Genomic DNA, 26541 nt, shown 5'->3' on the forward strand with positions numbered 1-26541 from the left:
ACTGGACTCATGTCCGAAGCGAAACCGGCCCCCGCACCCGCCGGAGTCACCGAGATGGTCGCCGCCGTCGTCACCGCATCCCGGGCTCTCGTCGCCGTTTCGGCCCGCTCGCTGGCAGCCGTGGGGGAAGCACTGACCGTGCCGCAGTTCCGCATGCTGGTGGTGCTGGAGGCCGGGGGGCCGGTCAATCTCTCCCGGCTGGCCGAGCACCTGGCGGTCAACCCCTCCACCGCCATGCGCATGGCGGATCGGCTCATCGCCGCCGGCATGGTCGAGCGCACCACCGACCCGGCGGACCGCCGCGCCGCGAAGCTCGCCCTCACCTCCGTCGGGCAGCGCGTGGTGCACCAGGTGACCCGACGCCGCCAAGAGGAGATCACCCGCATCGTGGGGGCCATGCCCGCCGAGCGCCGCAGCGCGATGGTGGAGGCACTGCAGGCGTTCGCCGACGCCGCCGGAGAACCACAGGTCGACCCCGGAACCTACGGAGAGCTGCTGCTGCCCGGCTGGAACTGACTCACCCACCGCTCCGGCTTCCGCGTCAGGGGTGGGTTCCGGGGGTCCGAGTCGGCGCGGCCGCCCGAGCGGTCGGCAGCGCCAGGCCCGGCGACACCTCCTCCGTTGGGCTGTGAGGAAGGTCTCAAGGCCGTCCGGTGTCCGGCGCCGGGTCGAGCCGGTGTGCGGGCGGGCGCCTCCCTGTACGGTCGGGGCGCGTCGGTCCGGCGTGGACATGAGGGGGAGGGCGGTCGGGATGACCGAGGTCACGGCTACGGCCGAAGGCGACGGCGGCGGGCACCCAAGGCGGGTGCCGGCGGTGGCGGGGTTCGCGCGGTGGCCCGCGGACGGCTCGCCCAAGGCGGAGGGCAAGGCGCTGCGGCAGCGCGTCGCGCGGTCCGCGCACGCCGCGTTCGAGGCGGACGCCGGCCGGCCCGGCGCCGTGGCCGCCGTCGAGGAGTCCAACCGGGGCCGCATACCCGAGCTGACGCCGATCCGGGTGGGCAGGATGGCGGCGACCCCGTTCGCGTTCCTGCGCGGTTCGGCGGGCCTGATGGCGTACGACCTGGCGCGCACCCCCGTGACCGGGATCGGCGCGCAGATCTGCGGTGACGCCCACGGGGCCAACTTCGGCCTCTACGGCGACGCCCGCGGCGCACTGGTCATCGACCTCAACGACTTCGACGAGACGGTCCACGGCCCCTGGGAGTGGGACCTCAAGCGGCTCGCCGCCTCGCTGGTCCTCGCCGGGCGGGAGGCGGGCTGCGACGAGGACAGCTGCCGCCGGGCCGCGCAGGACGCCGCCGGGGCCTACCGGCGCACCATGCGGCTGCTGGCCCGCCTCCCCGTCCTGGACGCCTGGAACGCCATCGCCGACGAGGAGCTCGTCTCCCACACCGACGCCCACGACCTGCTCGGCACGCTGGAGCGGGTCTCGGAGAAGGCGCGGGCCAACACCAGCGGACGGTTCGCGGCCCGGTCGACCGAGCCGGCCGAGGACGGCGGGCGCCGCTTCGTGGACGCCCCGCCGGTGCTGCGCCGGGTGCCGGACGCCGAGGCCGCGGCGGTGGCCGCCTCGCTGGAGGCGTACCTCACCACGCTGTCGGAGGACCGGCTGCCCCTGCTGGCCCGGTACGCCGTGCACGACGTGGCCTTCCGGGTGGTCGGCACGGGCAGCGTGGGCACCCGGTCCTACGTGGTGCTGCTCCTGGACCACCGGGGCGAGCCGCTGGTGCTCCAGGTCAAGGAGGCCCGGCCCTCGGCGCTCGTACCGCATCTGGAGGCCACCGGTCTGCGGACCGCCGAGGTGGACCACGAGGGCCGGCGGGTGGTGCTCGGGCAGAAGCGCATGCAGGTGGTCAGCGACATCCTGCTGGGCTGGACGACCGTCGACGGGCGGCCCTTCCAGGTACGGCAGTTCCGCAACCGCAAGGGCAGCGTGGACCCGGCGGCGCTGTCCGCCGACCAGATCGACGACTACGGCCGGATGACCGGCGCGCTGCTGGCCCGCGCCCACGCGCACAGCGCCGACCCGCGCCTGATCTCGGGCTACTGCGGCAAGAACGAGGAGCTCGACGAGGCCGTCGCCGCGTTCGCCGTCGCCTACGCCGACCGCACCGAGGCCGACCACGCCGACCTGGTGGCGGCGGTGCGGTCGGGGAGGGTGGCGGCGGAGCTCGGGGTGTGAGGCGGGGCCGGGGGCCGGGGCGAGGCTGTGGTGCACGGTTCGGCCGGTGGGGCCGGGGTGGGGCTGTGGTGTGGGTTCGGCCGGTGGGGCCGGGGGCGGGTGTGGCGTGGCCTACGCTGGTCGGGTGACGACCCCGGAAGCTGAGCAGGGCGGCGTCGCCGGAGCGGATCGGGCGACGTCCGAGGGCGCTGCGGCACGCCCCGAGGAGCGGCTTGAGCGGGCCGTGCGGGCCGCCGAGCAGGCACTCATCGATTACGAGATCGCGGTGGAGACCTTCCGGGTGGAGGTCGAGAACTTCTCCCGGCTGCACGAGCAGCGCCTCGGCCCCCTCTACGCCCGGCTCGAGGAGCTGGACGTGAGGATCGCCGAGGCCAGGGCCGCGCGCACCGGCGACCCCGAGGACCTGCGCCGGGCGCGCGAGGCGCGGGCGGATCTGCAGCCGATCCCCGGTGTGGAGGAGCTGCTGCACGGCTGGATGGACGGCGAGGGCCTGTTCCCGGAGGCCGGCGCGATGCTCACCGACCAGCCGGTGCGGCCCCCGCAGCGGGTGCGGCCCAGCGAGGAGGCCCGCCGGCTCTACCGCGAACTGGCCCGCAAGGCCCACCCCGACCTGGCCCAGGAGGCCGACGAGCGCGAGCGGCGCGAGGAGTTCATCACCCGCGTCAACGCCGCCTACGCCCGCGGCGCCGAGGACGAGCTGCGGGAGCTGGCCGAGGAATGGGCCGCTGGCCCCAGGCCGCCGGAGCAGCGGCCGAGCGCCGCCGAGGAGCTCTACGCCCGTCTGGAGTGGCTCGCGCAGCGCAAGGAGCTGCTGACGCACGTCGCCAAGCAGCTGGAGGACAGCGCGATCGCGGCGATGCTCCGGCTGGCCCCCGACGACCCCGACCGGCTCCTGGAGGAGATCGCCGAGCAGCTGCGCGGGGACGTGGCCGGCCGCGAGGCCCAACTGGCGTCGCTGCTCGCCGAGGAGTGAGGCCGCTCGGGGCCATCGCGCCGGGTGGTGTCGGGTAGCGTCGGACCATGCATTTCGGAGCTGGTGTACCCACGGTCGAGGTCGGCGACCTCAAGGACGGCGACTTCCTGCTGGACGTGCGCGAGGACGACGAGTGGCGGGCCGGTCACGCCGAGGGGGCGCTGCACATCCCCGTCAGCGAGTTCGTCGCCCGTTACGGCGAACTGACCGAGGCGGCTCCCCAGGACGGGCGGATCCATGTCATCTGCCGTTCCGGCGGCCGCTCGGCCCAGGTCGCGATGTACCTGGCGCAGCAGGGCGTCGACGCGGTGAACGTGGACGGCGGCATGCAGGTGTGGGCGGCCTCGGGCCGTCCCGTCGTGACGGACGAGGGCAAGCCCGGCCACGTGCTGTAGCGGTACGTGCCCAGCTACGTGCTGTAGCGGTCCGAGCCAGCGCGGCCGGGCGTTGTAGCGGGTACCTGTGCGGTGAGGACCGCTCGGGCCGCTCTCGTGCGTCCCGCCGCCTTGCCGCCGGGTCAGTTCGCCGCGTGCGCCGCCAGGAGGTCGCCCAGGGCCTCCTCGTGGGCCGCCGCCGGGCCGAGCGAGAGTTCCAGGTGCTTGGCCCAGGCGTGATAGCGGTGCAGCGGGTAGTCGGTGTCGGCGCCGAACCCTCCGTGCAGGTGCTGCGCGGTCTGGACGACCCTCCGTACGCCCTCCGCCGCCCAGATCTTGGCCACGGTCACGTCCGCGGCGGCGGGCAGCGCACCGGGCGCCCCCGACGAGATCCGCCACGCGGCCTGCCAGAGCGTGGCCTCCATCGCGCTCAGGTCGATGTAACGGTCGGCGGCCTGCATCGCGACGGCCTGGAACGTCGCGATCGGATGCCCGAACTGCTCCCGCCGGCCGGTGTAGTCGGCGGTCATGCGCAGCACCCGGGTGCCGAGCCCGAGCGCCAGCGCGCACGTCCCGGTGGTGAGCAGCTCGCGCAGCCACTCCCAGGCGCCGTCGGCCTCGATCACGTGGTGGGCGGGGATGCGCGCGTTCTCCAGCCGCAGTTCGCCGAGGCGCTCACCGGTGGTGGAGATCTGCTCGGCGAGCCCGGCGCCCTCATGGCCCCGGGGGACCAGCGCGAGGACGCTGCGGTCCGCCGGTTCGCCGGGGGACTCGGCGCCGGTGCCGCCGCTGCCGTCGGTGCCTGCCGCGTCGCCTGCGCCGGTGTGCGCGGGGACGAGGATGGCGTCCGCGCCGTACGCCCAGGCCACCGCCGTCTGCACCCCGTCCAGCACCCAGGCGTCCCCGTCCCGCCTCGCGGTGACGGCGAGTTCGGCGGGGTCGTGGCCGGTGCGGCCGTGCGCGGCGACGGTGAGCACCGTCTCGCCCCGGCCGGCCGCGGGAAGCAGCTCGGACGCCAACTCCTTGGCCCCGTAGGCCTGTACGGCCGCCGCAGCCGCGCTGTGCTCCAGCAGCGGCACCCGTGCCAGCACCCCGGCCGACTCGCGCAGCACCAGGCACAGCGCGACGGCGTCCAGGCCGGCCCCGCCCAACTCCCCGGAGAGCAGCAGGCTCAGCAGATCCGCGTCCGCCAGCCGCGCCCACAGCGCCCGGTCGAAGTCCTCGGCCACGGCGCCGCTGGTGCGCGACGGGCTGGGCACGGCGTCCGGCGCGACCGAGGCGAGGACGCCCTTCGCCGCCTCGGCCGCCGCCTGCTGCTCCTCGGTGAAGGTGAAGTCCACGGTCCCTGCCCTCCCGTGCGCCGCCACTGATCTGACGGGGCGCAAGGTAGAACAGGTTCTAGGAGAAGGGAAGGGCCGTCACGGGCTGCCGGCCGCTAGGGTCTTTCTTCCGGATCAGGCCGGCCCCGAGTCACCTCACCTCTTGGCCGACTCGAGCGGGGTCTGGTGCGTGCAGATGCAAGGCGGAGGAGGGAGCCGACGCGATGGGGGTCCCCCCTTGCTCGTCAAGAGCTTGGGGGAGTCGGCGAGTGACGACAACGCCGCTGGGGGTCCCCCCTGCTCGAAGAGCTTGGGGGAGTGCGTGCCAGCCCCCGCGACCGGCGGCAAGATCCGGAAGAGAGGCCCTAGCGGTCGAAGTCCAGCTCCACCTTCTCCGTGGCCGGGTGGGACTGGCATGCCAGTACGTACCCTGCCTCCGTCTCCTCCGGCTCCAGCGCGAAGTTGCGGTCCATGCGGACCTCGCCCTCGACCAGGAAGGCCCGGCAGGTGCCGCAGACACCGCCCTTGCAGGCGTAGGGCGCGTCGGGGCGGTTGCGCAGGACCGTCTCCAGCAGGGTCTCCCCCTCCTGGACCGGCCAGGTCCCGCCGCGGCCGTCGAGCCGGACGGTCACCGTGCTGTGCGCGGGGGCCGCGACCGCCGGGCCGGGGTCCTTGCCGCCGTCCACGTGGAAGATCTCCTGGTGGATCCGGGCCCGGGCCACCCCGAGGCCCCGCAGCGCCCGCTCGGCGCCCTGCACCAGCCCGTAGGGCCCGCACAGGAACCATCCCGCCACGTCCGCCACCGGCAGCAGCGCCGGCAACAGCCCCTCGAGCCGCTCCTGGTCGAGCCGCCCGGACGGCAGGCCGGCCTGCTGCTCCTCCCGGGAGAGCACCGTGACCAGGTGCAGCCGGTCGGGGTAGCGGTCCTTCAGGTCGGCGACCTCCTCCAGGAACATCGTCGAGGCGGTGGTCCGGTCGCTGCGTATCAGGCAGAAGCGGGCCCGGGGCTCGCGGGCCAGCAGGGTCGAGGCGATGGACAGCACCGGGGTGATGCCGCTGCCGCCGACGACCGCCGCGTACAGACCGGGCGCGGGCTGGAGGGTGAAGCGGCCCGCCGGGGTCATGACCTCCACCCGGTCGCCGAGGTCGATCTCCTTGAGCGCGTAGGTGGAGAACGCGCCGCCGTCCACCAGCCGCACCCCCACCCGCAGGCTGCTGGGCCCCTCGCCGTCGGGGTCCGGGGCCGCCGAGCAGATCGAGTACGTCCGCCGTATCTCCGCCCCGTCGGACACCCGGCGCAGTGCGAGGTGCTGGCCCGGCGCGTGCCGGTACTCCTCGCGCAGCTCCGGGGGCACCGCGAAGGTGAGCGCGACGGAGTCGTCGGTGAGCCGGTCGACCGCCGTCACCTCGAGCGGGTGGAAGCGGGCCATCACACCTCCTTGAAGTGGTCGAAGGGTTCCCGGCAGGCCAGGCAGCGGCGCAGCGCCTTGCACGCCGTGGAGGAGAAGCGGCTGAGCAGCTCGGTGTCGTCCGAACCGCAGTGCGGGCAGGGGACGGGCCCGGAGCCGGGGGCGTGACCGGCGGGGGCGGCGGTCCGCTCCCCGTCCGCCGCGAGCGTGCGCGTGGCGCCGAGCTCCAGCGGGACGGGACCGGAGGCCGCGCGTACGCGCGGGGGAGCTATGCCGAACTCCCGCAGCTTGCGCCGCCCTTCGTCGGTGATGTCGTCGGTGGACCAGGCGGGGGAGAGCACGGTGCGCACGGTGACCTCCCGCATGCCGTGCTCGCGCAGCACGCGCTCGATGTCCAGGGACATCGCCTCGATCGCCGGGCAGCCGGTGTAGGTCGGGGTCATCTCCACCTCGACCGCGTCCGCGCCGCGCAGGTGAACCGAGCGGACCACGCCCAGCTCCAGGAGGGTGAGCACGGGCAGCTCGGGGTCGGGCACCGAACCCGCGAGCCGCAGCAGCTCGCTCTCCAGCGGGGTCGCGGCCGTGGCGGTCACCATGACGCTCCCGGGTGGCTGCGGTGCAGGTGCTGCATCTCGGCGAGCATCCGCCCGAACGGTTCGGTGTGCAGGCCCTGGCGGCCGGCGCCCGCCGCCCACGCCCCGGAGCGGGGGCCCTCGGGCACGGTCAGGGTGGCCCGGCGCAGCACGTCGCTCACGGCGTCCAGCCAGGCGGCCTCCAGGCCCGGCCAGTCGACGTCGAGTCCCCGCACCGGCTGGAACATCTCGCCGGTGAACCGCCACAGCGCCTCGCACGCGCGCCGCATCCGCTCGTGGCTGACGTCGGTGCCGTCGCCGAGCCGCAGCGTCCACTGCTCGGCGTGGTCGCGGTGGTAGGCGACCTCCTTGACGGCCTTCGCCGCCAGCGGCGCGAACCTGCCGTCGCCCCGCGCCAGTTCGGCGTAGAGCAGGTGCTGGTAGGTGGAGAAGTACAGTTGGCGGGCGATGGTGTGGGCGAAGTCGCCGTTGGGCTGCTCGACCAGCTGGAGGTTGGTGAAGGCGCGCTCCTCGCGCAGGAAGGCCAGTTCGTCCTCGTCGCCCGCCATCGACAGCAGGACCCGGGCCTGGCCCAGCAGGTCGAGGGCGATGTTGGCGAGGGCGACCTCCTCCTCCAGTACGGGCGCGTGACCGGCCCACTCCCCCAGTCGGTGGGAGAGCACCAGGGCGTCGTCGCCGAGGGCGAGGGCGGCCGTCGTGGGGACGGGGACGGTGGCGGTCACAGGTGCTTCACCCCTTCCGGGATCTCGTAGAAGGTCGGGTGGCGGTAGGGCTTGTCGGCGGCCGGCTCGAAGAAGGGGTCCTTCTCGTCGGGCGAGGAGGCCGTGATCGCCGCGGAGGGCACGACCCAGATCGAGACGCCCTCGCCGCGCCGGGTGTAGAGGTCGCGCGCGTTGCGCAGGGCGAGCTCCGCGTCCGGGGCGTGCAGGCTGCCGGCGTGGGTGTGGGACAGCCCGCGCCGTGAGCGCACGAAGACCTCCCACAGAGGCCAGTCGCTGTTGGTCATGCCTGCTTCACTCCCGTCCGGCCGGCTACCGCGCCGGTGTGCTCGCCACTGTGCTTGGCCGCGTGGGCCGCGGCCGCCTCCCGTACCCACGCGCCCTCGTCGTGCGCCCGGCGGCGCTGGGTCAGGCGCTGTTCGTTGCACGGGCCGTTGCCCTTGAGGACGTCCCAGAACTCGGTCCAGTCGATGGCGCCGAAGTCGTGGTGCCCCCGCTCCTCGTTCCACTTCAGGTCCGGGTCGGGGAGGGTGAGGCCGAGGCTCTCGGCCTGGGGGACGCATATGTCGACGAAGCGCTGGCGCAGTTCGTCGTTGGAATGGCGCTTGATCTTCCAGGCCATCGACTGCGCGGAGTGCTGGGAGGCGTCGTCGGGCGGGCCGAACATCATCAGCGACGGCCACCACCAGCGGTTCACCGCGTCCTGGGCCATCGCGTGCTGCTCGGGCGTGCCCCGGCTGAGGGCCAGCAGCAGCTCGTATCCCTGGCGCTGGTGGAAGGACTCCTCCTTGCAGACGCGGACCATCGCGCGGGCGTAGGGGCCGTAGGAGCAGCGGCACAGGGGGACCTGGTTGGTGATCGCGGCGCCGTCCACCAGCCAGCCGATCGCGCCTACGTCGGCCCAGGTCAGCGTGGGGTAGTTGAAGATCGAGGAGTACTTCTGGCGGCCGCTGTGCAGCTTGTCCAGCAGTTCCTCGCGGCTGGTGCCCAGGGTCTCGGCCGCGCTGTAGAGATACAGCCCGTGGCCGGCCTCGTCCTGCACCTTGGCCATCAGGATGGCCTTGCGGCGCAGTGAGGGTGCGCGCGTGATCCAGTTGGCCTCCGGCTGCATGCCGATGATCTCGGAATGGGCGTGCTGGGCGATCTGCCGGACCAGCGTCGCGCGATAGGCGTCGGGCATCCAGTCCCGTGGCTCGATGCGCTCGTCGGCGGCCACGGCCGCATCGAAGGCGGCCTGGCGGGCGTCGGTGCCCGCGGCGGCGTCCGAGGCGTCGTGCGCCGGGGTGCCGGCCGTCCGGTGCGCGGCTGCTGTCGCCATTCGGTCCCCCTGACCTCGACTTCTCCATGTCTACCGACCGATCGTTCGGTCCGTCGAATTCAATGGTGCGGTCCGCCGCCGTAGGGTGTCAACCGCTGTGGACAACCGCCGGCGGCACCTGTGGACAAACCCCGCGGTCCCCGCGTGGACCGGTGCGCGGCGGGCGTGCCGCGTCGTCCGGGGGCCGGGGGTATGCCGGGCGGGCTCGCCTGAGTACCGTTCCGTGCGGCGCCGAAGGCGGCCGCCGGCCGTGGGACGGACCGGGAGCGGGAAGCGGGGAACGGGGAGGAATGGACGCGTACGACGAGGACCCGGGCGCGCCGCAGCGGCGGCGTGGGCCGGGATCGCCCGGCGGTCCGGACCGGCCGCCGGCGGACCCGGGCGGCCCCTCGCCCGCCACGGCGGCCGACGACGCCACACCGGAACCGGCCGCGGCCTCCGTCGCCGGGAGTCCGGCGTCAGGCGACGGTGCCGAACGCGGCGGTGAGCCCGCGCTCAGCGATGCGTCCGCGTCCGGCGAAGCGCCCGCACCTGGCTGCGGTCCCGTACCCGGGGGCGGTCCCGCGCTCAGCGATCCCCCCGAGTCCGGTGATGCCTCCGAGTCCGGCGATGACCCTGAGTCCCGTGATGCGCCTGAGTCCGGCGATGACCCTGAGGCCGACGGTGCCGCCGTGCCGGTCGATCGGGCCGCACCCGGCGTGGGGCCCGCGTCCGGCGACGGTCCTGCATCCGGCGACGACCCTGCATCCGGTGTCGGTCCCACACCCGGCGACGCGTCCGTACCCGGCGACGCGTCCGTACCCGGCGACGCGTCCGTACCCAGTGACGGTCCTGCACCTAGTGACGGTCCTGCACCCGGCTGCGGTCCCGTACCCGGCGACGGTCCCGCGCTCAGTGATGTCCCCGGCGTAGCGCCCGCGTCCGGTGAAGGCGCCGGGGCCGGGGGATCGGGCGCTCCCGCGCCGGATGTGCGGCCGGGTTCCGGCGTGGCCGCGCTGTCGCTGCCGTACCAAGTCGGTGCCGCCGCGGTGCTGGCGGTGGTCGCGGTGGTCGCCTGTGTCCATCTCGGCATGGTGTTCCTGCACGTCGCGCCGTCCAACACGCTGACCAGGCAGCACGGCAGGGCCGTGGACGAGTGGATCTACCCGGAGTTCGAACAGAACTGGAAGCTGTTCGCGCCGAACCCGCTCCAGCAGAACATCGCCGTCCAGGTGCGCGCCGAGATCCGCACGTCCGACGGGGCTAGCCGTACCACGGGCTGGTACGACCTGTCCGCCGAGGACGGCCGGGCCATCGACGGCAACCCGCTGCCCAGCCACACGCAGCAGAACGAACTGCGCCGGGCCTTCGACTTCTACGGCTCCTCGCACGACGCCGCAGGCCGGCCGATGGGTCTGCGCGGCGCCCTGGCGGAGCAGTACCTGCGCCGGATCGTCGTGCTGCGCCTGGGCCGGGACCACGCGGCCGGCCCCGGCGACGTCCTCGCGCGCGTGCAGGTGCGCAGCCTGATCACCAGCGTGCCCCCGCCCCGATGGAGTGGTGAGAAGGTGTCGGACAAGCCCGCGTACCGCCAGCTGCCCTGGTGGACCGTCCCGGCCGGCAAGGCAGCCGGAGGTGTGCGGTGAGCACGCTCGCCCAGTCGCTCTCCCGGGGGATCGGCAAGGTCACCGAATCGGCACTCGCCCCTTACCAGAGCGCCGTCATACGCATCGGCTTCTCCGGGACCTGGCTGTTGTTCCTGCTGCGCGAGTTCCCGCACCGCCAGGAGCTGTACGGCCCCGACGCGCCGTGGAACTGGGACCTGGCCCGGCAGCTGACCGAGAACAACGGGGCCTTCACCGTCCTGCTGTGGTTCCGGGGCCGGTTCTGGTTCGAGGCCGTCTACGTGCTGGCGTTGCTGGCGAGCGCGCTGCTGCTGCTGGGCTGGCGCACGCGCACGATGTCGGTGCTGTTCATGCTCGGCGTGCTCTCGCTGCAGAACCGCAGCGTCTTCGTGGGCGACGGCGGCGACAACGTCCTGCACCTGATGTCGGTGTACCTCGTCTTCACGCGCTGCGGCCAGGTCTGGTCGCTGGACGCGCGGCGCGCTGCGCGTGCCCGTGCGCTCCGCGCGCGCGGGCAGCGGCTGCCCGACCGGGCCGGTCCCGTGCTGTGGAGCGTGCTGGGGCTGGCGCTGGCCGCGGTGACCGCGGCGGGGCGGCTCCAGGGCGAGTGGTTCGTGCCGGCGCTGCTGTGGACCGTGTGGCTCGGCCAGGCACTGTGGTGGGCCGCCGGGCGGCGGGCCAGGTGGAACCAGCCGCGGATCCTGTTCGACGTCGTCGGGAGCGTCGTGCACAACGGCGCCCTGCTCGTGATCATGGCCGAGGCGTGCCTGATCTACGCCACCGCCGGCTGGTACAAGATCCAGGGCTCCCGCTGGCAGGACGGCACCGCCGTGTACTACCCGCTGCACCTGGACTACTTCTCGCCCTGGCCCGCGCTGGGCGACCTGATGTCCTCCAGCGGCACGATGGTGATGCTGGTGACCTACGGGACGGTGATGGCGCAGGTCGCCTTCCCGTTCACCCTGTTCAACCGGCGGGTCAAGAACGTCCTGCTGGCCGTGATGATGACCGAGCACGCCGCGATCGCCGTCGTCCTGGGGCTGCCGTTCTTCTCGCTGGCGATGATCACCGCGGACGCGGTGTTCCTGCCCACGCCGTTCCTGCGCCGGCTCGGCGAGGGTGCGGCACGCGCGCGTGCCCGGCTGAGGCGGCACCCGGAGAGCACCGCGCTGCCCGAGCCGCGCTCAGCGGGGGACAGCGAACCGGCGCGCGTAGGCTTCCCGGCATGACCGATCCCGTGGACGCCTGGCGCCGGCTCGCCGGGGCCTGTGTGCTGCTCGACGGCTTCCACGCCCTCAAGCACGCGGTCCGCTTCGGGGCCGAGGTGCCGGTCGCCGTCACCGCCGACCGGCGGGCGGCGCTCGCCCTGGCCGACGAGCTGGCCCCCGACGTGCGCGGGACGCTGGACGCCCTGCTGGCCGAGGTGCCGCCCGGGACGTACGCCTCCCTGGTGCCCCGGCCGCATCCCACCGCGGTGGCAGCGCTCGCCGTACGGCCCTCCAGGCAGGCCAATGTGCGCGCGCTCACCGACACGGCCCGCCGCGCGCCCGTCGTCGTCCTGGACGAGCCGCGCAACCTGGGCAACGCGGGAGCGGTGATCCGCCTGGCCGCCGGTTTCGGCGCCGCCGGGGTCGTCACCACCGGGACCCTGGACCCCTGGCATCCGACGGTGGTGCGAGGCGGGGCGGGGCTGCACTTCGCGACCGCCGTGGAGCGGCTGACGGTGGACGAACTCCCGCGCGGGCCGCTGTTCGCGCTCGACCCGGAGGGCGAGGACATCCGCGGGCTGAAGCTGCCCGACGACGCCGTCCTCGCCTTCGGCTCCGAGCGCAGCGGCCTCTCGGCCGGACTGCGCGTCCGCGCCGACCACCTGGTGGCGCTGCCGATGCGCCCCCAGGTCTCCAGCTACAACCTCGCCACCAGCGTGGCGATGACGCTGTACCACTGGAGCGCCACCGGGGGCGCGGTCCCGTCCTGACCGGTCCCGCTCAGGACCGGCCGCGGACGGTGGTGGACCGGCCGCGGACGGTGGTGGACCGGCCCCGGTCGGCGGTGGACCGGCCGGGGACGGCGGACCGGCCCCGGCCGTCCCGCAGGGCCTACTCCTCCCGCAGGGCCTACGCCTCCCGGCGGACCTCGACCACCCGGAAGCGGTTGGCCACGAACGCCCCGTCGCACAGGGCCGCGTTGGCCGCGGGGTTGCCGCCCGAGCCGTGGAAGTCGGAGAAGGCGGCGGTCTGGTTGACGTACACCCCGCCGGTGAGGTTGAGCGACAGCTGGGCGGCCTCCTCGAGGCACACCTCCTGCACCGCCTGCTCGACCTCCTCGTCGGTGGTGTAGGCGCCGACCGTCATGGCGCCCTTCTCGCGGACCGTGCGGCGCAGCAGCTCCACGGCGTCGGCGGCCGAGTCGACGGCGACGGCGAAGGAGACGGGGCCGAAGCACTCGCTCATGTAGGCGGCCTCGGCGTCGGGCTTCGCGCCGTCCAGCTTCACGATCACCGGCGTGCGCACGACCGCGTCCGGGAAGTCCGGGTTGGCGACCTCGCGGGAGGCCAGGGCGACCTCGCCGAGGGCCGCGGCGGCCTCCAGGCGGGCCTTGACGTCGGGGTTGACGATCGCGCCGAGAAGGGCGTTGGCCCGGGCGTCGTCGCCGAGCAGGGCGTCCACGGACCTGGCGAGGTCGGCGGTCACCTCGTCGAAGGACTTGTGGCCCTGGTCGGTGGCGATGCCGTCGCGGGGGATCAGCAGGTTCTGCGGGGTGGTGCACATCTGGCCGCTGTAGAGGGACAGCGAGAAGGCCAGGTTGGACAGCATGCCCTTGTAGTCGGCGGTGGAGTCCACGATCACCGTGTTGACGCCGGCCTTCTCGGTGTAGACCTGCGCCTGGCGGGCGTTGGCCTCCAGCCAGTCGCCGAAGGACGTCGAGCCGGTGTAGTCGATGATCCTGATCTCGGGTCGGGTGGCCAGCGTCTTGGCGATGCCCTCGCCGGGCCGCTCGGCGGCCAGCGCCACCAGGTTGGGGTCGAAGCCGGCCTCGGCGAGCACCTCGCGGGCCACCTGGACGGTCAGGGCGAGCGGCAGCACCGCGCGCGGGTGCGGCTTGACCAGGACGGCGTTGCCGGTGGCGAGGGAGGCGAACAGGCCCGGGTAGCCGTTCCACGTCGGGAAGGTGTTGCAGCCGATCAGCAGCGCGATCCCGCGCGGGACCGGCGTGAACTGCTTGGTGAGGACGAGCGGGTCGCGTTTGCCCTGCGGCTTGGTCCACTCGGCGGTGTCGGGGGTGCGCACCTGCTCCACGTACGCGTAGGCCACGGCTTCCAGGCCGCGGTCCTGGGCGTGCGGGCCGCCCGCCTGGAACGCCATCATGAAGGCCTGGCCGGAGGTGTGCATGACCGCGTGGGCGAACTCGTGCGTCCGGTCGCTGATGCGCTTGAGGATCTCCAGGCACACCATCGCGCGCGTCTCCGCGCCCGCGTCACGCCAGGCGCGCTGCCCGGCCTTCATGGCGGGCAGCAGCACGTCGATGTCGGCGTGCGGGTAGGTCACGCCCAGTTCGACGCCGTACGGCGAGACCTCGCCGCCGACCCAGTCGTCCGTGCCGGGCTGGCCGAGGTCGATGCGGGTACCGAGGACGGCGTCGAAGGCGGCCTTGCCGGCGCCGGCGTCCAGGCTGCCGTTCTCCCCGTAGGCCTTGGGGTGCTCGGGGTGGGGCGACCAGTACGCGCGCGTGCGGATCGCCTCCAGGGCCTGGTCCAGGGTGGGCCGGTGCCTGGCGATCAGCTCGTGCGGGGTCAGTTCGGCGGCCATACGGGACCAACTCCTCGTCTCGAGGGCTCCTCGTCGAGCCCTGACCTGGGCGGAACCATGGTCACAACCATGGGCAGGAACAGGCGGTCAGGGTTAGAGTAACCGAACGATCGGTCGGGACAAGGGGGTCCGCCGCATCCGTGGACAACGCCGTGCGGGAGGATCGCGCACATGACAGCACTCGACCTCAGCAGCCCCGTGGCCGTCGTCGGCACCGGCACCATGGGCCAGGGAATAGCCCAGGTCGCGCTGGTCGCCGGTCATCCCGTACGCCTGTACGACTCCGTGCCCGGGCGGGCACGGGAGGCGGCCGACGCGATCGGCGCCCGGCTCGACCGGCTCGTCGCCAAGGACCGGCTCACCGGCGCCGACCGGGACGCCGCCCGCGCCCGTCTGAAGCCCGCCGGGAGCCTGGACGAGCTCGCGGACTGCTCCCTGGTCGTCGAGGCCGTACTGGAGCGGCTCGACGTCAAGCAGGAGCTGCTGCGCGCGCTCGAGGACATCGTCACCGACGACTGCCTGCTCGCCACCAACACCTCCTCCCTGTCGGTGACCGCCATCGGCGGGGCGCTGCGCCACCCGGGCCGCTTCGTGGGCCTGCACTTCTTCAACCCGGCCCCGCTGATGCCGCTGGTGGAGGTCGTCTCCGGGTTCGCCACCGACGTCACGTCGGCCACGCGCGCGTACGAGACGGCCCGCGCCTGGGGCAAGACGCCGGTCGCCTGCGCGGACACCCCCGGCTTCATCGTCAACCGCATCGCCCGCCCCTTCTACGCCGAGGCGTTCGCGGTCTACGAGGCGCAGGCCGCCGACCCCGCCACCATCGACGCGGTCCTGCGCGAGTCCGGCGGCTTCCGGATGGGCGCCTTCGAACTGACCGACCTCATCGGCCAGGACGTCAACGAGTCCGTCACCCATTCGGTGTGGCAGTCCTTCTTCCAGGACGTGCGCTTCACCCCCTCGCTCGCCCAGCGGCGCCTGGTCGAGTCCGGCCGGCTCGGCCGCAAGAGCGGACACGGCTGGTACGACCACTCCGACGGCGCCGACCGGCCCGAGCCGCACACCGCCGAGAAGGCGCGGCCGCCCGCGTACGTGGTCGCCGAGGGCGACCTGGGGCCGGCCTCGGAGCTGCTCGCGCTGATCCGCGAGGCGGGCATCCCGGTGCGCGAGGAGGACGAGGACCACGGCACCCGGCTGGTGCTGCCGAGCGGGGGACAGCTGGTCCTCGCCGACGGGCAGACGTCCGTGGAGTTCCGGGACGTCGTCTACTTCGACCTCGCGCTCGACTACCGCCGCGCCACCCGTGTGGCCCTGTCCTCGTCCCAGGACACCGCCGCGCAGACCCTCGCCGAGGCCATCGGCCTCTTCCAGGCGCTCGGCAAGGACGTCAGCGTCATCGGCGACGTCCCCGGCATGATCGTCGCCCGCACGGTCGCGCGGATCGTCGACCTCGCGCTGGACGCCGTGGCCAAGGGCGTGGCCACCGAGGAGGACATCGACACCGCGATGCGCCTCGGGGTCAACTACCCCCTCGGCCCCTTCGAATGGAGCCGCCGGCTCGGCCGGACCTGGGCCTACGACCTCCTGGACGACCTGCATCTGCGCGACCCGTCCGGACGGTACGCCCCGTCGCTGGCGCTGTACCGGCACGCGTACGCCACGGAGAAGCGGGAGGGCGCCTCGTGACCACCGCCAGACGCGACACGTACACGCCCGAGACGCTGCTGTCGGTCGCGGTGCGCGTCTTCAACGAGCGCGGCTACGACGGCACCTCCATGGAGCACCTGTCCCGCGCGGCCGGCATCTCCAAGTCGTCGATCTACCACCACGTGGCCGGCAAGGAGGAGCTGCTGCGGCGCGCGGTGAGCCGGGCGCTGGACGGCCTGTTCGGGATCCTCGACGAGGAGCACGCGCGCGTGGGGCGTGCCGCCGGGCGACTGGAGTACGTCGTGCGGCGCATGGTCGAGGTGCTCATCGCAGAACTGCCCTACGTCACGCTGCTGCTGCGGGTGCGCGGCAACACCGCGACCGAGCGGTGGGCGCTGGAGCGGCGCCGGGAGTTCGACCACCGGGTGGCCGCGCTGCTCGAGGCGGCGGCCGAGGACGGGGACGTGCGCGACGACATCGAGGGGCGCCTGGCGACCCGGCTGGTGTTCGGGATGATCAACTCCATCGTGGAGTGGTACCGGCCCGACGGGCGCGGCGCGGGCGAGCGCGAAGTCGCCGACGCGGTCGCGCGGCTGGTCTTCGGGGGGCTGCGCAAGGACGGCTGAGGGGGCGTGCGCAAGGACGGCTGAGGGAGACTGCGCAAGGACGGCTGAGGGGGCCGCGCGAGCTGTCATCCCTGGGGCTGGGTCAGCCCTGGGGCTCCAGGTCCTCCTCCTCGAAGACCAGCAGGGTGCGGGTGCTGAGGACCTCCGGGATCGCCTGGAGGCGGGTCAGCACCAGCTCCCGCAGCGCGCGGTTGTCCGGCGTGTGGACCAGGAGCAGCACGTCGAAGTCCCCGCCCACCAGGGCGATGTGGGAGGCGCCGGGGAGCTGCCGCAGCTCCTCGCGCACGGTGCGCCAGGAGTTCTGCACGATCTTCAGGGTGATGTACGCGGACGTGCCCTGCCCCGCGCGCTCGTGGTCGACGCGTGCGCCGAAGCCGCGGATGACGCCGTCCTCGATGAGCCGGTTGATACGGGCGTAGGCGTTGGCGCGCGAGACGTGCACCCGCTCGGCGACCGACCGTATCGAGGCGCGGCCGTCCGTCTGGAGCATCTGGAGGATGTCCTGGTCCACCGCGTCCAGCGGGCGCGCCGGCGGAAGGACTGCGCCGTCCGGGCTCTCGGCCATTTGTTCAGGTGCCATGTCCCCCCGCCTCTCCGCCGTGGACGTACTGCGTCCATCCCATGCTGTGGAGAACCGTTTGTCCACAGCCTGAGGCCGCATGTAGCCAAACTGTGCCGACGACCGAACAATCGGTAGGTGAGGCGCCTCACAGCCGACGCGCCTCCCGTAGCCACTCCCATGAGGAGGTGCCGTCATGACGGTCATGGAGCAGCGGGGTGCGTACCGGCCATCGCCGCCGCCCGCCTGGCAGCCCCGTACCGACCCCGCGCCGCTGCTGCCCGACGCGGAGCCGTACCGCGTCCTGGGTACGGAGGCGGCCGCGAAGGCCGACCCGGAGCTGCTGCGCCGTCTGTACGCGCACGTGGTGCGCGGCCGCCGGTACAACGCGCAGGCCACCGCCCTGACCAAGCAGGGCCGTCTGGCCGTCTACCCGTCCAGCACCGGCCAGGAGGCCTGCGAGGTCGCCGCCGCGCTGGTCCTTCAGGAGCGCGACTGGCTCTTCCCCAGCTACCGCGACACGCTCGCCGCCGTGGCCCGCGGGGTGGACCCCGTCGAGGCCCTCACGCTGCTGCGCGGCGACTGGCACACCGGCTACGACCCCTACGAGCACCGGGTGGCCCCGCTGTCCACCCCGCTCGCCACCCAGCTGCCGCACGCGGTGGGCCTCGCGCACGCCGCCCGCCTCAAGGGCGACGACGTGGTCGCACTCGCGATGGTCGGCGACGGCGGGACCAGCGAGGGCGACTTCCACGAGGCGCTGAACTTCGCCGCCGTGTGGCAGGCCCCCGTGGTCTTCCTGGTGCAGAACAACGGCTTCGCGATCTCCGTGCCGCTCGCCAAGCAGACCGCCGCCCCCTCCCTGGCCCACAAGGCCGTCGGGTACGGCATGCCGGGCCGCCTGGTCGACGGCAACGACGCGGCCGCCGTGCACGAGGTGCTCGCCGACGCCGTGCGGCACGCCCGCGCGGGAGGCGGCCCGACCCTCGTCGAGGCCGTGACCTACCGCATCGACGCCCACACCAACGCCGACGACGCCACCCGCTACCGCGGCGACGCCGAGGTCGAGGCCTGGCGCGACCACGACCCGGTCCAGCTGCTGGAGCGGGAGCTGACCGGGCGCGGCCTGCTCGACGAGGCCGGCGTCGCGGCCGCCCGCGAGGACGCGGAGGCGATGGCCGCGCGGCTGCGCGAGCGCATGAACCAGGACCCGCAGCTCGACCCCGCGGACCTGTTCGCCCATGTCTACGCCGAGCCCACGCCCCAACTGCGCGAGCAGCGGGCCCTGCTGGAGGCCGAGCTGGCCGCCGAGAACGAGTCGCGGGAGGGCACTGCCCGATGACCACCGTCGCCCTCAAGCCGGCCACCATGGCCCAGGCCCTCACGCGCGCGATGCGCGACGCGATGGCCGCCGACCCCGCCGTCCACGTCATGGGCGAGGATGTCGGCACCCTCGGCGGTGTCTTCCGTGTCACCGACGGCCTCGCCAAGGAGTTCGGCGAGGACCGCTGCACCGACACCCCGCTGGCCGAGGCCGGCATCCTCGGCGCCGCGGTCGGCATGGCCATGTACGGGCTGCGCCCGGTCGTGGAGATGCAGTTCGACGCCTTCGCCTACCCCGCGTTCGAACAGCTCGTCAGCCATGTGGCCAAGACGCGCAACCGCACGCGCGGGAAGATGTCCCTGCCGATCACCATCCGCGTGCCCTACGGCGGCGGCATCGGCGGGGTGGAGCACCACAGCGACTCCTCCGAGGCGTACTACATGGCGACCCCCGGGCTCCACGTCGTCACGCCCGCGACCGTCGCCGACGCCTACGGGCTGCTGCGCGCCGCGATCGCCTCCGACGACCCGGTCGTCTTCCTCGAGCCCAAGCGGCTGTACTGGTCGAAGGATTCCTGGAACCCCGAGGAGCCGCAGACCGTTGAACCGATCGGCCGCGCGGTGGTGCGGCGCACCGGCCGGAGCGCCACGCTGATCACCTACGGCCCGTCCGTGCCCGTGTGCCTCGAAGCCGCCGAGGCGGCCCGGGCCGAGGGCTGGGACCTGGAGGTCGTCGACCTGCGCTCGCTGGTGCCGTTCGACGACGAGACGGTCTGCGCGTCGGTGCGGCGCACCGGACGCGCGGTCGTCGTGCACGAGTCGGGCGGGTACGGCGGCCCGGGCGGGGAGATCGCCGCCCGTGTCACCGAGCGCTGCTTCCACCACCTGGAGGCGCCGGTGCTGCGTGTGGCCGGGTTCGACATCCCCTACCCGCCGCCGATGCTGGAGCGGCACCACCTGCCCGGCGTCGACCGGATCCTGGACGCGGTCGCGCGTCTGCAGTGGGAGGCCGAGAGCTGATGGCACAGGTGCTGGAGTTCAAGCTCCCCGACCTCGGGGAGGGGCTCACCGAGGCGGAGATCGTCCGCTGGCTGGTCGAGGTGGGCGAGGTGGTCGCCGTCGACCAGCCGGTCGTGGAGGTGGAGACGGCCAAGGCGATGGTCGAGGTGCCCTGCCCCTACGGCGGCGTGGTCACCGCCCGCTTCGGCGAGGAGGGTACGGAACTGCCCGTCGGCGCGCCCCTGCTGACGGTGGCGGTCGGCGAACCGGCCGACGGCGGCGAGCCCGAGGGCTCCGGCAACGTCCTGGTCGGCTACGGCACGGCGGCGCCCCCGGCGCGGCGCCGCAGGGTCCGCCAGGCCCCCGCAGTACGGCAGGCGGCGCACGAGCCGTCGCCCGCGGGGCCCGTGAACGGGTCCCCGGGGTCCTCGCACGCGGGCGCCGACCGGGCGCCGGCCACCGGGCACGCCGAGCGTGCCGTCGGGCACGCCGAGCCCGCCGTCGGGCACGCCGAGCCCGCCACAGGGCGCGGCATACGGGCCGCCGAGCCCGCCCCCTTCGCCGGGCGGCCGGTGGACGGGCCCGTTCCGGTGATCTCGCCGCTGGTCCGCAGGCTCGCGCGGGAGAACGGCCTGGATCTGCGCCGGCTGGCCGGCTCCGGGCCGGACGGGCTGATCCTGCGCGCGGACGTCGAGGACGCGCTCAGGGCGGGCGCCACGGCCGTGTCCGAGCCGTTCCGCGCGGATGACCCGCACGCGCCCGTCCAGGGCAACGCGGCCCGAGCCGGCACGGCCCAGGCCATCGCGTCCCAGGCCACCGCGTCCCGGGCCTCCGGCACCCGCGTGCCGCTCAAGGGCGTTCGCGGGGCCGTCGCCGACAAGCTGTCCCGCAGCCGCCGCGAGATACCGGACGCGACCTGCTGGGTCGACGCCGACGCGACCGAGCTGATGCGCGCCCGCGCAGCCATGAACGCGGCCGGGGGACCGAAGATCTCCCTGCTCGCGCTCCTCGCCCGCGTCTGCACGGCCGCGCTCGCCCGGTACCCGGAGCTGAACTCGACCGTCGACACGGAGGCCAGGGAGATCGTCCGGCTGGACGCGGTGCACCTCGGCTTCGCGGCCCAGACCGAGCGCGGCCTGGTCGTCCCGGTCGTACGGGACGCGCACGCGCGGGACGCCGAGTCGCTGACCGCCGAGTTCGCGCGGCTCACCGAGGCGGCCCGCACCGGCACCCTCACGCCCGGCGAGCTGACCGGCGGCACCTTCACGCTGAACAACTACGGGGTGTTCGGGGTCGACGGCTCCACGCCGATCATCAACCACCCCGAGGCCGCCATGCTCGGCGTCGGCCGCATCGTCCCCAAACCCTGGGTGCACGAGGGCGAGCTGGCGGTACGACAGGTCGTGCAGCTCTCGCTCACCTTCGACCACCGGGTGTGCGACGGCGGCACGGCGGGCGGTTTCCTCCGGTACGTGGCGGACTGCGTGGAGCAGCCCGCGGTGCTGTTGCGCACAGTGTGAGCACAGGGCCCGCCCTCGTTTCCCCGTGGTCGAGGGCGGGACGCATACTCGGGGGGTGACCTCCTACGAGCGGCCCGGCGCCCCCGACGCCGACGACTCGCGGGCCTACGACGCCGTCGTCCTCGCCGGAGGGGCCGCCCGGCGGCTCGGCGGCGCGGACAAGCCCGGCCTGCGGGTCGGCGGCCGCGCCCTGCTCGACCGCGTGCTCGACGCCTGCGCCGACGCCCGCACCACGGTGGTGGTGGCCGGCCCCAGGCCCACCGCCCGGCCCGTTCGGTGGGCACGCGAGGAGCCGCCCGGCGGCGGCCCGGTCGCCGCGCTCGACGCCGGGCTGCGCCGCACCACGGCCGAGGACGTCGTCGTGCTCTCCGCCGACCTGCCGTTCCTCGAGCCGGCCACCGTACGGCGGCTGCTGGACGCCCTGCGCGCCGGGCGTGCCGACGGCGCGCTGCTCACCGACGCCGAGGGCCGGGACCAGCCGCTCGTCGCCGCCTACCGCGCCCAGGCGCTCCGCCGTGAACTGGCCGCGCTCACCGAAGCGGCCCCCGCCGACCGCGCGCCCGCGGATGGCCAAGCGCCCGCGGACCGCCGCGCCCCCGCGGACCGCCTCGCACGGGCGGCCGGTGCGCTCGCGGGGCTCCCGCTGCGCAGGCTGACCGGCGCGCTCGACCTCACTCGCGTCCCCGACCACGTCGCGTCCTTCGACTGCGACACCTGGGACGACATCGCCACCGCCAGGGCACGCATCAGGGAGCATGGGCACGTGTTGGATGAATGGATTTCCGCAGTCAAGGACGAACTGGGCATCGACCTGGACGTCGACACCGGCGTACTGCTCGACCTCGCCCGTGACGCCGCCCACGGCGTGGCCCGGCCCGCGGCGCCCCTGACCACCTTCCTCGTCGGCTACGCGGCAGCGCGGGCCGAGGGCGGCCCCGAGGCGGTCGCCGAGGCCGCCCGCAAGGCCGCCGCGCTCGCCCTGCGCTGGGCGGACGAGGACACCGTCGGGGCCGGGGCCGACGTGGCCCCCGACGCCACGCCCGACACCCGCCCGGACGCGGGATGACCGCCCGAGGCGTGCGGACCGGCGAGGACGCCGAGGACCAGGACTTCGACGTGGAGGAGGCCCTGGCCCTCGTGAAGGGCCCCGAGAGCGCCGCCCCGGGCCACGGCCCGGCCGGCCACGCACCGGCGCCCGGCACCGCCCACGGCGCCCCGCACCCCCGTGAGGGCGCCCGCACGCCGGACGGCGCCCAGCCGTCCGCCGCGCACTCCCCCGACGCCCGCCACCACGCCACCCCCTGGCCGCAGGCGCGGGAGACCGCCGCCCGCGCCGCCCGGGCGGCCGCCCGCCGCGACGCCGTGGCGGTTCCCCTGGACGCGGCCCTCGGGCTCGTCCTGGCGGAGCCGCTGGCCGCCCTCACCGACCTGCCCTCCTTCGACACCTCCGCGATGGACGGCTGGGCGGTCGCCGGTCCCGGGCCGTGGGACGTACGCGACGAGGGCGTGCTGGCCGGGCACGCGCAGCCCGAGCCGCTGACCGACGGCGAGGCGGTCCGCATCGCCACCGGCGCCCGAGTTCCGCAGGACACCACCGCCGTGCTGCGCAGCGAGCACGGCCGCACGGACGCCAAGGACCGGCTGCATTCCACCCGCGAGGTCGAGCACGGCCAGGACATCCGCCCGCGCGGGCAGGAGTGCCGCAGCGGAGACCAGTTGCTGCCTGTCGGCACCCTGGTCACCCCCGCCGTGCTCGGACTCGCCGCCGCCGCCGGATACGACACCCTGACGGCGGTCCCCCGGCCCCGCGTCGACGTCTTCGTCCTGGGCGACGAACTGCTCACCGAGGGGCTGCCCCACGACGGCCGCATCCGGGACGCGCTCGGCCCCATGCTGCCGCCGTGGCTGCGCGCGCTGGGCGCCGAGGTGGCCACCGTGCGCCGGATCGGCGACGACGCCAAGGCGCTGCACAGGGCGATCAGCAGGTCCGAGGCCGACCTGATCGTCACCACCGGAGGCACCGCCGCCGGCCCCGTCGACCACGTCCACCCCACCCTGCGCCGCGTCGGCGCCGAACTGCTCGTCGACGGCGTCAAGGTGCGCCCGGGGCACCCCATGCTGCTGGCCCGTACCAAGGACAGGCAGCACCTGGTCGGGCTGCCCGGCAACCCGCTCGCCGCCGTCTCGGGCCTGCTCACGCTCGCCGAGCCGCTGCTGCGCACCCTGGCCGCGCGTCCCGCCCCGGAGCCGTACACGCTGCCGTTGAAGGACGCGGTGCACGGGCATCCGCACGACACCCGGCTGGTGCCGGTCGTGCTGCGCGGCGACCACGCGGCGGTGCTGCACTACAACGGCCCCGCCATGCTGCGCGGGGTGGCCGCGGCCGACGCTCTCGCCGTCGTACCGCCCGGTGGCGCCCGGCAGGGTCAGGAGACCGAACTCCTCGACCTGCCCTGGGCCGCCGCCGGGATCGGGGTGTGTTTCACGTGAAACTTCCGGGCCATGACGCGATCGCCCGCCAGGCGGACGAACATCTCGTGACCCAACGGGTGAAACTCCCGAGAAAAGTGGTGGAGCGGCCGCTGCGCCAGGTCGCCCAGCGGCTGGCGCTGGCCCTGCTGGTCCTGCTCGTGACCGTGGCGATCGTCTACGCCGACAGCGACGGCTACCACGACAGCGCGGACAGCTCGGTGAGCCTGCTCGACTCCGCGTACTACGCCACGGTGACCCTCTCCACGACCGGGTACGGCGACATCACGCCGGTCAGCGACAGCGCGCGGCTCACCAACATCTTGGTCATCACGCCGTTGCGTGTGCTCTTCCTGATCATCCTCGTCGGCACCACGCTGGAAGTCCTCACCGAGCGCACCCGTGAGGAGTGGCGCATCAACCGCTGGAGGTCCGCCTTGCGCGACCACACCGTCGTCGTCGGCTTCGGCACGAAGGGAAGGTCGGCGATCCAGACCGTCCTCGCGACCGGGCTGAACAAGCAGCAGGTCGTCGTGGTGGACCCCAGCGCCAAGGTGGTCGACGCGGCCACGGCCGACGGATACGCCGGGGTGGTCGGGGACGCGACCCGCAGCGAGGTGCTCAAGCGCGCCGAGGCAGACCGGGCGCGGCAGATCATCATCGCCACCCAGCGGGACGACACGGCCGTGCTGGTGACGCTGACCGCGCGGCAGCTCAACCGGGGGGCGAAGATCGTGGCCGCGGTGCGCGAGGAGGAGAACGCGCCGCTGCTCAGGCAGTCCGGCGCGGACGCCGTGATCACCAGCGCCAGCGCGGCAGGGCGGCTGCTCGGACTGTCGGTGCTCAGCCCGGCCGCCGGCATGGTGATGGAGGACCTCATCCAGCAGGGCACCGGCCTGGACCTGGTCGAGCGGCCCGTCATAAAGGCCGAGGTGGGCCGGAGCCCGAGGGAGACGGACGACCTCGTGGTGAGCGTCGTACGGGGTCACCGGGTTCTCGGGTACGACGATCCGTCGGTCGCGGAACTCCAGCTGACCGACCGTCTGATCACCATCGTGCGCGCCACGCCGGGGACCCGGGTCACCCCGGACATACGGCCGCTGCCGATGGAGTGACCGCCACGGCGTCCTCCGGCGGGGCGAGGGCCGAGGAGTAGCGTCGGCTCCATGCATGCGATCACGATTCCCGAACCCGGTGGGCCCGAGGCGTTGGTGTGGGACGAGGTGCCGGACCCGGTGCCCGGCGAGGGCGAGGTGCTGGTCGAGGTGGTGGCCAGCGCGGTCAACCGGGCCGACATCCTGCAGCGGCAGGGCTTCTACGACCCGCCGCCCGGCGCCTCCCGCTACCCCGGCCTGGAGTGCTCCGGACAGGTCGCCGCGCTCGGCCCCGGCGTGTCCGGCTGGGCGGTCGGCGACGAGGTGTGCGCGCTGCTCGCGGGCGGCGGTTACGCCGAGAAGGTCGTCGTCCCGGCCGGACAGCTGCTGCCGGTGCCCGAGGGTGTGGAGCTGCGGCAGGCCGCCGCGCTGCCCGAGGTGACGTGCACCGTGTGGTCCAACGTCTTCATGGTCGCCCACCTGCGCCCCGCCGAGACCCTGCTGGTGCACGGCGGTTCCAGCGGCATCGGCACGATGGCAATCCAGCTCGCCAAGGCGCTCGGCGCCAGGGTCGCCGTCACGGCCGGCACCAAGGAGAAGCTCGACTACTGCGCCGAGCTGGGCGCCGACATCCTGATCAACTACCGCGAGCAGGACTTCGTGGCGGAGATCGAGCGGGCCACGGACGGGGCGGGCGCCGACGTCATCCTCGACAACATGGGCGCCAAGTACCTGGACCGCAACGTGCAGGCCCTCGCCGTCAACGGCCGCCTGGCGATCATCGGGATGCAGGGCGGGGCCAAGGGCGAGCTGAACATCGGCACTCTGCTGAGCAAGCGGGCCGCGATCAGCGCCACCTCGCTGCGGGCCCGTCCGCTCGGCGAGAAGGCGGCGATCGTCGCGGCGGTGCGCGAGCACGTCTGGCCGCTGTTCGCCGACGGCCACGTCCGGCCGATCGTCGACCGCGAGCTGCCGATGAGCGACGCGGCGTCGGCGCACCGGGTCGTGGAGGAGAGCGGGCACATCGGCAAGGTGCTGCTGGTCGCGCCCTGATCCGTCCGGTCGCCCTCCCGCCGCGCCCGGGCCTGGGCCCGCGCCCGGGCCCGCACCCGCGCCCGGGCCCGCACCCGCGCCCGGGCCCGCACCCGCGCCCGGGCCCGCACCCGCACCCGCGCCCGGGCCGGGCCCGGTTCCGCGTCCGTGCCGGGGCCGGTCAACTCCGGCGCAGCCTGAGGGCGACGAACGCCAGTGCCAGGCCGAGTCCGATCAGGACCAGCCCGCCGCCCAGGGGCAGGATCCGCAGCATGCGCCCGGTGACCGGTTCGCTCTGTGTGACGGGCCGGGGGGTCGTGGTGGCGTCCGTGGGCCCGGCCGGCACCGTAGCGGCCTGCTCGGGCGAGCGGGAGGCGGCCGTCGCCTCCGGGGTGCCGGCCGTGGCCCCGGAGTCCTGGTCGCCGTCACTGTCGCCGTGCCCGTGGTGCGGCCTTCTGATGTCGTCGTCGCCCTCCACCTCCGAGTCCGGCCCCTGCGACCGCCCCGGCCGCTGCCGGCCCTCGCCCGCCAGGCTCCCGGCCCGCGAGGGCCCGGCGGAGACGGAGGCCGAGGCGGAGGGGGAGGCCGGTGACGACGCCGAGGAGGCCGGGGCCGACGGGGACCGGGCCGGCGGGTGGGGCGCCGAGTGCGAGGAGCCCCCGGCCGCGGGATGGGAGGCGGCCCCGGGGGACGTGGACGCGGCATCGGAGGAGGAGGCCGATCCGTCCGGCCCCGGCACCCGTCCCGGCCCCGCCGGCCTGCCACTCGCGCTGTGCCCCGTACTCGCGCCGTGCCCAGGACCCGTACCGCGCCCCGGCAACGCACCCGCACCACGCGCCGCGGAAGCCGACGAAGCCACCGGGGCCGAAGAGGCCGGATCCGGCCTGAGCGCCGACACGGACGCCAAGGCGGGCCCGGCCGGCAGGACGACCACGCCCGGCACGACCACGCCCAGCACGACCAGCAGTTCGC

General features: G+C 74.4%; 25 protein-coding genes. 16 read left to right on the top strand and 9 right to left on the bottom strand.

Annotated features, from left to right (window positions below):
- Positions 1 to 9 precede the first annotated feature (9 nt).
- The 4 genes from IE217_RS04190 to IE217_RS04205 all read left to right on the top strand — a co-directional run bounded on the left by IE217_RS04190 (position 10) and on the right by IE217_RS04205 (position 3550).
- Positions 10 to 516 (top strand): MarR family winged helix-turn-helix transcriptional regulator, encoded by a 507-nt coding sequence (locus IE217_RS04190; protein WP_190176312.1) that lies wholly within the window; start codon positions 10 to 12, stop codon positions 514 to 516.
- Positions 517 to 751: 235 nt separating this feature from the next.
- Positions 752 to 2182, top strand: a complete 1431-nt coding sequence (locus IE217_RS04195) for a DUF2252 domain-containing protein (RefSeq protein ID WP_229865015.1) — start codon at positions 752 to 754, stop codon at positions 2180 to 2182.
- 124 nt (positions 2183 to 2306) lie between these two features.
- Complete coding sequence (locus IE217_RS04200) at positions 2307 to 3155, top strand: hypothetical protein (protein WP_190176313.1); 849 nt, start codon at positions 2307 to 2309, stop codon at positions 3153 to 3155.
- A gap of 47 nt (positions 3156 to 3202) precedes the next feature.
- Positions 3203 to 3550 carry a rhodanese-like domain-containing protein gene (locus tag IE217_RS04205; protein WP_190176314.1) on the top strand — a complete coding sequence of 116 codons (348 nt, stop codon included), beginning with the start codon at positions 3203 to 3205 and terminating at the stop codon, positions 3548 to 3550.
- 122 nt (positions 3551 to 3672) lie between these two features.
- Here the strand turns inward: IE217_RS04205 and IE217_RS04210 are convergent, their stop codons facing one another.
- From IE217_RS04210 to paaA, 6 genes are all read right to left on the bottom strand, one after another.
- Positions 3673 to 4869 (bottom strand): acyl-CoA dehydrogenase family protein, encoded by a 1197-nt coding sequence (locus IE217_RS04210; protein ID WP_190176315.1) that lies wholly within the window; start codon positions 4867 to 4869, stop codon positions 3673 to 3675.
- Between the two features lie 344 nt (positions 4870 to 5213).
- Entirely contained in the window at positions 5214 to 6278 is a 1065-nt protein-coding gene (locus tag IE217_RS04215; protein ID WP_190176316.1) for a 2Fe-2S iron-sulfur cluster-binding protein, read from the bottom strand.
- Positions 6278 to 6853: a 1,2-phenylacetyl-CoA epoxidase subunit PaaD gene (gene paaD / locus IE217_RS04220; protein WP_190176317.1), complete on the bottom strand. Its 576-nt coding sequence runs from the start codon at positions 6851 to 6853 to the stop codon at positions 6278 to 6280. The genes IE217_RS04215 and paaD overlap by 1 nt, the downstream gene beginning before the upstream one ends.
- Complete coding sequence (paaC, locus tag IE217_RS04225; RefSeq protein ID WP_190176318.1) at positions 6847 to 7572, bottom strand: 1,2-phenylacetyl-CoA epoxidase subunit PaaC; 726 nt, start codon at positions 7570 to 7572, stop codon at positions 6847 to 6849. Before paaC ends, paaD begins: the two co-directional genes overlap by 7 nt.
- Entirely contained in the window at positions 7569 to 7856 is a 288-nt protein-coding gene (paaB, locus tag IE217_RS04230) for a 1,2-phenylacetyl-CoA epoxidase subunit PaaB (RefSeq protein ID WP_190176319.1), read from the bottom strand. The genes paaC and paaB overlap by 4 nt, the downstream gene beginning before the upstream one ends.
- The gene (gene paaA, locus IE217_RS04235; RefSeq protein WP_190176320.1) at positions 7853 to 8887 is read right to left on the bottom strand and encodes a 1,2-phenylacetyl-CoA epoxidase subunit PaaA; all 1035 of its coding nucleotides are present in this window, start codon (positions 8885 to 8887) and stop codon (positions 7853 to 7855) included. Before paaA ends, paaB begins: the two co-directional genes overlap by 4 nt.
- Positions 8888 to 9873: 986 nt before the next feature.
- Between paaA and IE217_RS04240 the strand changes: the two genes are divergently transcribed.
- From IE217_RS04240 to IE217_RS04250, 3 genes are read left to right on the top strand one after another with little or no spacing between them, the layout of a single operon-like run.
- Positions 9874 to 10512 carry a DUF5819 family protein gene (locus tag IE217_RS04240; protein WP_373297954.1) on the top strand — a complete coding sequence of 213 codons (639 nt, stop codon included), beginning with the start codon at positions 9874 to 9876 and terminating at the stop codon, positions 10510 to 10512.
- On the top strand, positions 10509 to 11720 hold the full coding sequence (locus IE217_RS04245) for an HTTM domain-containing protein (protein ID WP_190176321.1): 1212 nt from the start codon (positions 10509 to 10511) through the stop codon (positions 11718 to 11720). The genes IE217_RS04240 and IE217_RS04245 overlap by 4 nt, the downstream gene beginning before the upstream one ends.
- On the top strand, positions 11717 to 12469 hold the full coding sequence (locus IE217_RS04250; protein WP_190176322.1) for a TrmH family RNA methyltransferase: 753 nt from the start codon (positions 11717 to 11719) through the stop codon (positions 12467 to 12469). The genes IE217_RS04245 and IE217_RS04250 overlap by 4 nt, the downstream gene beginning before the upstream one ends.
- Before the next feature lie 139 nt (positions 12470 to 12608).
- On the opposite strand, the gene paaN is transcribed toward IE217_RS04250, so the two are convergent.
- On the bottom strand, positions 12609 to 14300 hold the full coding sequence (gene paaN / locus IE217_RS04255) for a phenylacetic acid degradation protein PaaN (protein ID WP_190176323.1): 1692 nt from the start codon (positions 14298 to 14300) through the stop codon (positions 12609 to 12611).
- Positions 14301 to 14471: 171 nt separating this feature from the next.
- Here paaN and IE217_RS04260 point away from each other — a divergent pair, with 171 nt between their 5' ends.
- Positions 14472 to 15986 carry a 3-hydroxyacyl-CoA dehydrogenase gene (locus tag IE217_RS04260; RefSeq protein ID WP_190176324.1) on the top strand — a complete coding sequence of 505 codons (1515 nt, stop codon included), beginning with the start codon at positions 14472 to 14474 and terminating at the stop codon, positions 15984 to 15986.
- A complete protein-coding gene (locus tag IE217_RS04265) occupies positions 15983 to 16573 on the top strand; it encodes a TetR/AcrR family transcriptional regulator (protein ID WP_190176325.1) in 591 nt (196 codons plus the stop codon). Before IE217_RS04260 ends, IE217_RS04265 begins: the two co-directional genes overlap by 4 nt.
- A gap of 82 nt (positions 16574 to 16655) precedes the next feature.
- Here IE217_RS04265 and IE217_RS04270 read toward each other — a convergent pair whose 3' ends face one another.
- A complete protein-coding gene (locus IE217_RS04270; RefSeq protein ID WP_190176537.1) occupies positions 16656 to 17138 on the bottom strand; it encodes an Lrp/AsnC family transcriptional regulator in 483 nt (160 codons plus the stop codon).
- 190 nt (positions 17139 to 17328) lie between these two features.
- Between IE217_RS04270 and pdhA the strand changes: the two genes are divergently transcribed.
- From pdhA to IE217_RS04305, 7 genes are read left to right on the top strand one after another with little or no spacing between them, the layout of a single operon-like run.
- Entirely contained in the window at positions 17329 to 18474 is a 1146-nt protein-coding gene (pdhA, locus tag IE217_RS04275) for a pyruvate dehydrogenase (acetyl-transferring) E1 component subunit alpha (RefSeq protein WP_190176326.1), read from the top strand.
- The gene (locus IE217_RS04280; protein WP_190176327.1) at positions 18471 to 19475 is read left to right on the top strand and encodes an alpha-ketoacid dehydrogenase subunit beta; all 1005 of its coding nucleotides are present in this window, start codon (positions 18471 to 18473) and stop codon (positions 19473 to 19475) included. Before pdhA ends, IE217_RS04280 begins: the two co-directional genes overlap by 4 nt.
- Positions 19475 to 20974, top strand: a complete 1500-nt coding sequence (locus IE217_RS04285) for a dihydrolipoamide acetyltransferase family protein (RefSeq protein ID WP_190176328.1) — start codon at positions 19475 to 19477, stop codon at positions 20972 to 20974. The genes IE217_RS04280 and IE217_RS04285 overlap by 1 nt, the downstream gene beginning before the upstream one ends.
- A 55-nt stretch (positions 20975 to 21029) precedes the next feature.
- Complete coding sequence (locus IE217_RS04290) at positions 21030 to 22040, top strand: NTP transferase domain-containing protein (RefSeq protein WP_190176329.1); 1011 nt, start codon at positions 21030 to 21032, stop codon at positions 22038 to 22040.
- Positions 22037 to 23464 carry a molybdopterin molybdotransferase MoeA gene (locus tag IE217_RS04295; protein WP_190176330.1) on the top strand — a complete coding sequence of 476 codons (1428 nt, stop codon included), beginning with the start codon at positions 22037 to 22039 and terminating at the stop codon, positions 23462 to 23464. The genes IE217_RS04290 and IE217_RS04295 overlap by 4 nt, the downstream gene beginning before the upstream one ends.
- On the top strand, positions 23461 to 24558 hold the full coding sequence (locus IE217_RS04300) for a potassium channel family protein (protein ID WP_190176331.1): 1098 nt from the start codon (positions 23461 to 23463) through the stop codon (positions 24556 to 24558). Before IE217_RS04295 ends, IE217_RS04300 begins: the two co-directional genes overlap by 4 nt.
- Positions 24559 to 24609: 51 nt before the next feature.
- Positions 24610 to 25590, top strand: a complete 981-nt coding sequence (locus IE217_RS04305) for an NAD(P)H-quinone oxidoreductase (RefSeq protein WP_190176332.1) — start codon at positions 24610 to 24612, stop codon at positions 25588 to 25590.
- 160 nt (positions 25591 to 25750) lie between these two features.
- Here IE217_RS04305 and IE217_RS04310 read toward each other — a convergent pair whose 3' ends face one another.
- Positions 25751 to 26047 carry a hypothetical protein gene (locus IE217_RS04310; RefSeq protein ID WP_190176333.1) on the bottom strand — a complete coding sequence of 99 codons (297 nt, stop codon included), beginning with the start codon at positions 26045 to 26047 and terminating at the stop codon, positions 25751 to 25753.
- Positions 26048 to 26541: the final 494 nt, after the last annotated feature.

This window comes from Streptomyces naganishii JCM 4654 (assembly GCF_014650575.1).
Lineage (GTDB): Bacteria > Actinomycetota > Actinomycetes > Streptomycetales > Streptomycetaceae > Streptomyces > Streptomyces naganishii.

What these genes read in the sequence shown, in the direction of transcription:
- IE217_RS04270 (WP_190176537.1), bottom strand. Translation starts at nt 17,138, where the DNA reads ATGGCCGAGAGCCCGGACGGCGCAGTCCTTCCGCCGGCGCGCCCGCTG.
- IE217_RS04250 (WP_190176322.1), top strand. Translation starts at nt 11,717, where the DNA reads ATGACCGATCCCGTGGACGCCTGGCGCCGGCTCGCCGGGGCCTGTGTG.
- IE217_RS04285 (WP_190176328.1), top strand. Translation starts at nt 19,475, where the DNA reads ATGGCACAGGTGCTGGAGTTCAAGCTCCCCGACCTCGGGGAGGGGCTC.
- IE217_RS04190 (WP_190176312.1), top strand. Translation starts at nt 10, where the DNA reads ATGTCCGAAGCGAAACCGGCCCCCGCACCCGCCGGAGTCACCGAGATG.
- IE217_RS04280 (WP_190176327.1), top strand. Translation starts at nt 18,471, where the DNA reads ATGACCACCGTCGCCCTCAAGCCGGCCACCATGGCCCAGGCCCTCACG.
- paaA (WP_190176320.1), bottom strand. Translation starts at nt 8,887, where the DNA reads ATGGCGACAGCAGCCGCGCACCGGACGGCCGGCACCCCGGCGCACGAC.
- IE217_RS04295 (WP_190176330.1), top strand. Translation starts at nt 22,037, where the DNA reads ATGACCGCCCGAGGCGTGCGGACCGGCGAGGACGCCGAGGACCAGGAC.
- pdhA (WP_190176326.1), top strand. Translation starts at nt 17,329, where the DNA reads ATGACGGTCATGGAGCAGCGGGGTGCGTACCGGCCATCGCCGCCGCCC.
- IE217_RS04305 (WP_190176332.1), top strand. Translation starts at nt 24,610, where the DNA reads ATGCATGCGATCACGATTCCCGAACCCGGTGGGCCCGAGGCGTTGGTG.
- paaD (WP_190176317.1), bottom strand. Translation starts at nt 6,853, where the DNA reads ATGGTGACCGCCACGGCCGCGACCCCGCTGGAGAGCGAGCTGCTGCGG.
- IE217_RS04215 (WP_190176316.1), bottom strand. Translation starts at nt 6,278, where the DNA reads ATGGCCCGCTTCCACCCGCTCGAGGTGACGGCGGTCGACCGGCTCACC.
- IE217_RS04260 (WP_190176324.1), top strand. Translation starts at nt 14,472, where the DNA reads ATGACAGCACTCGACCTCAGCAGCCCCGTGGCCGTCGTCGGCACCGGC.
- IE217_RS04195 (WP_229865015.1), top strand. Translation starts at nt 752, where the DNA reads ATGACCGAGGTCACGGCTACGGCCGAAGGCGACGGCGGCGGGCACCCA.
- paaB (WP_190176319.1), bottom strand. Translation starts at nt 7,856, where the DNA reads ATGACCAACAGCGACTGGCCTCTGTGGGAGGTCTTCGTGCGCTCACGG.
- IE217_RS04205 (WP_190176314.1), top strand. Translation starts at nt 3,203, where the DNA reads ATGCATTTCGGAGCTGGTGTACCCACGGTCGAGGTCGGCGACCTCAAG.
- paaN (WP_190176323.1), bottom strand. Translation starts at nt 14,300, where the DNA reads ATGGCCGCCGAACTGACCCCGCACGAGCTGATCGCCAGGCACCGGCCC.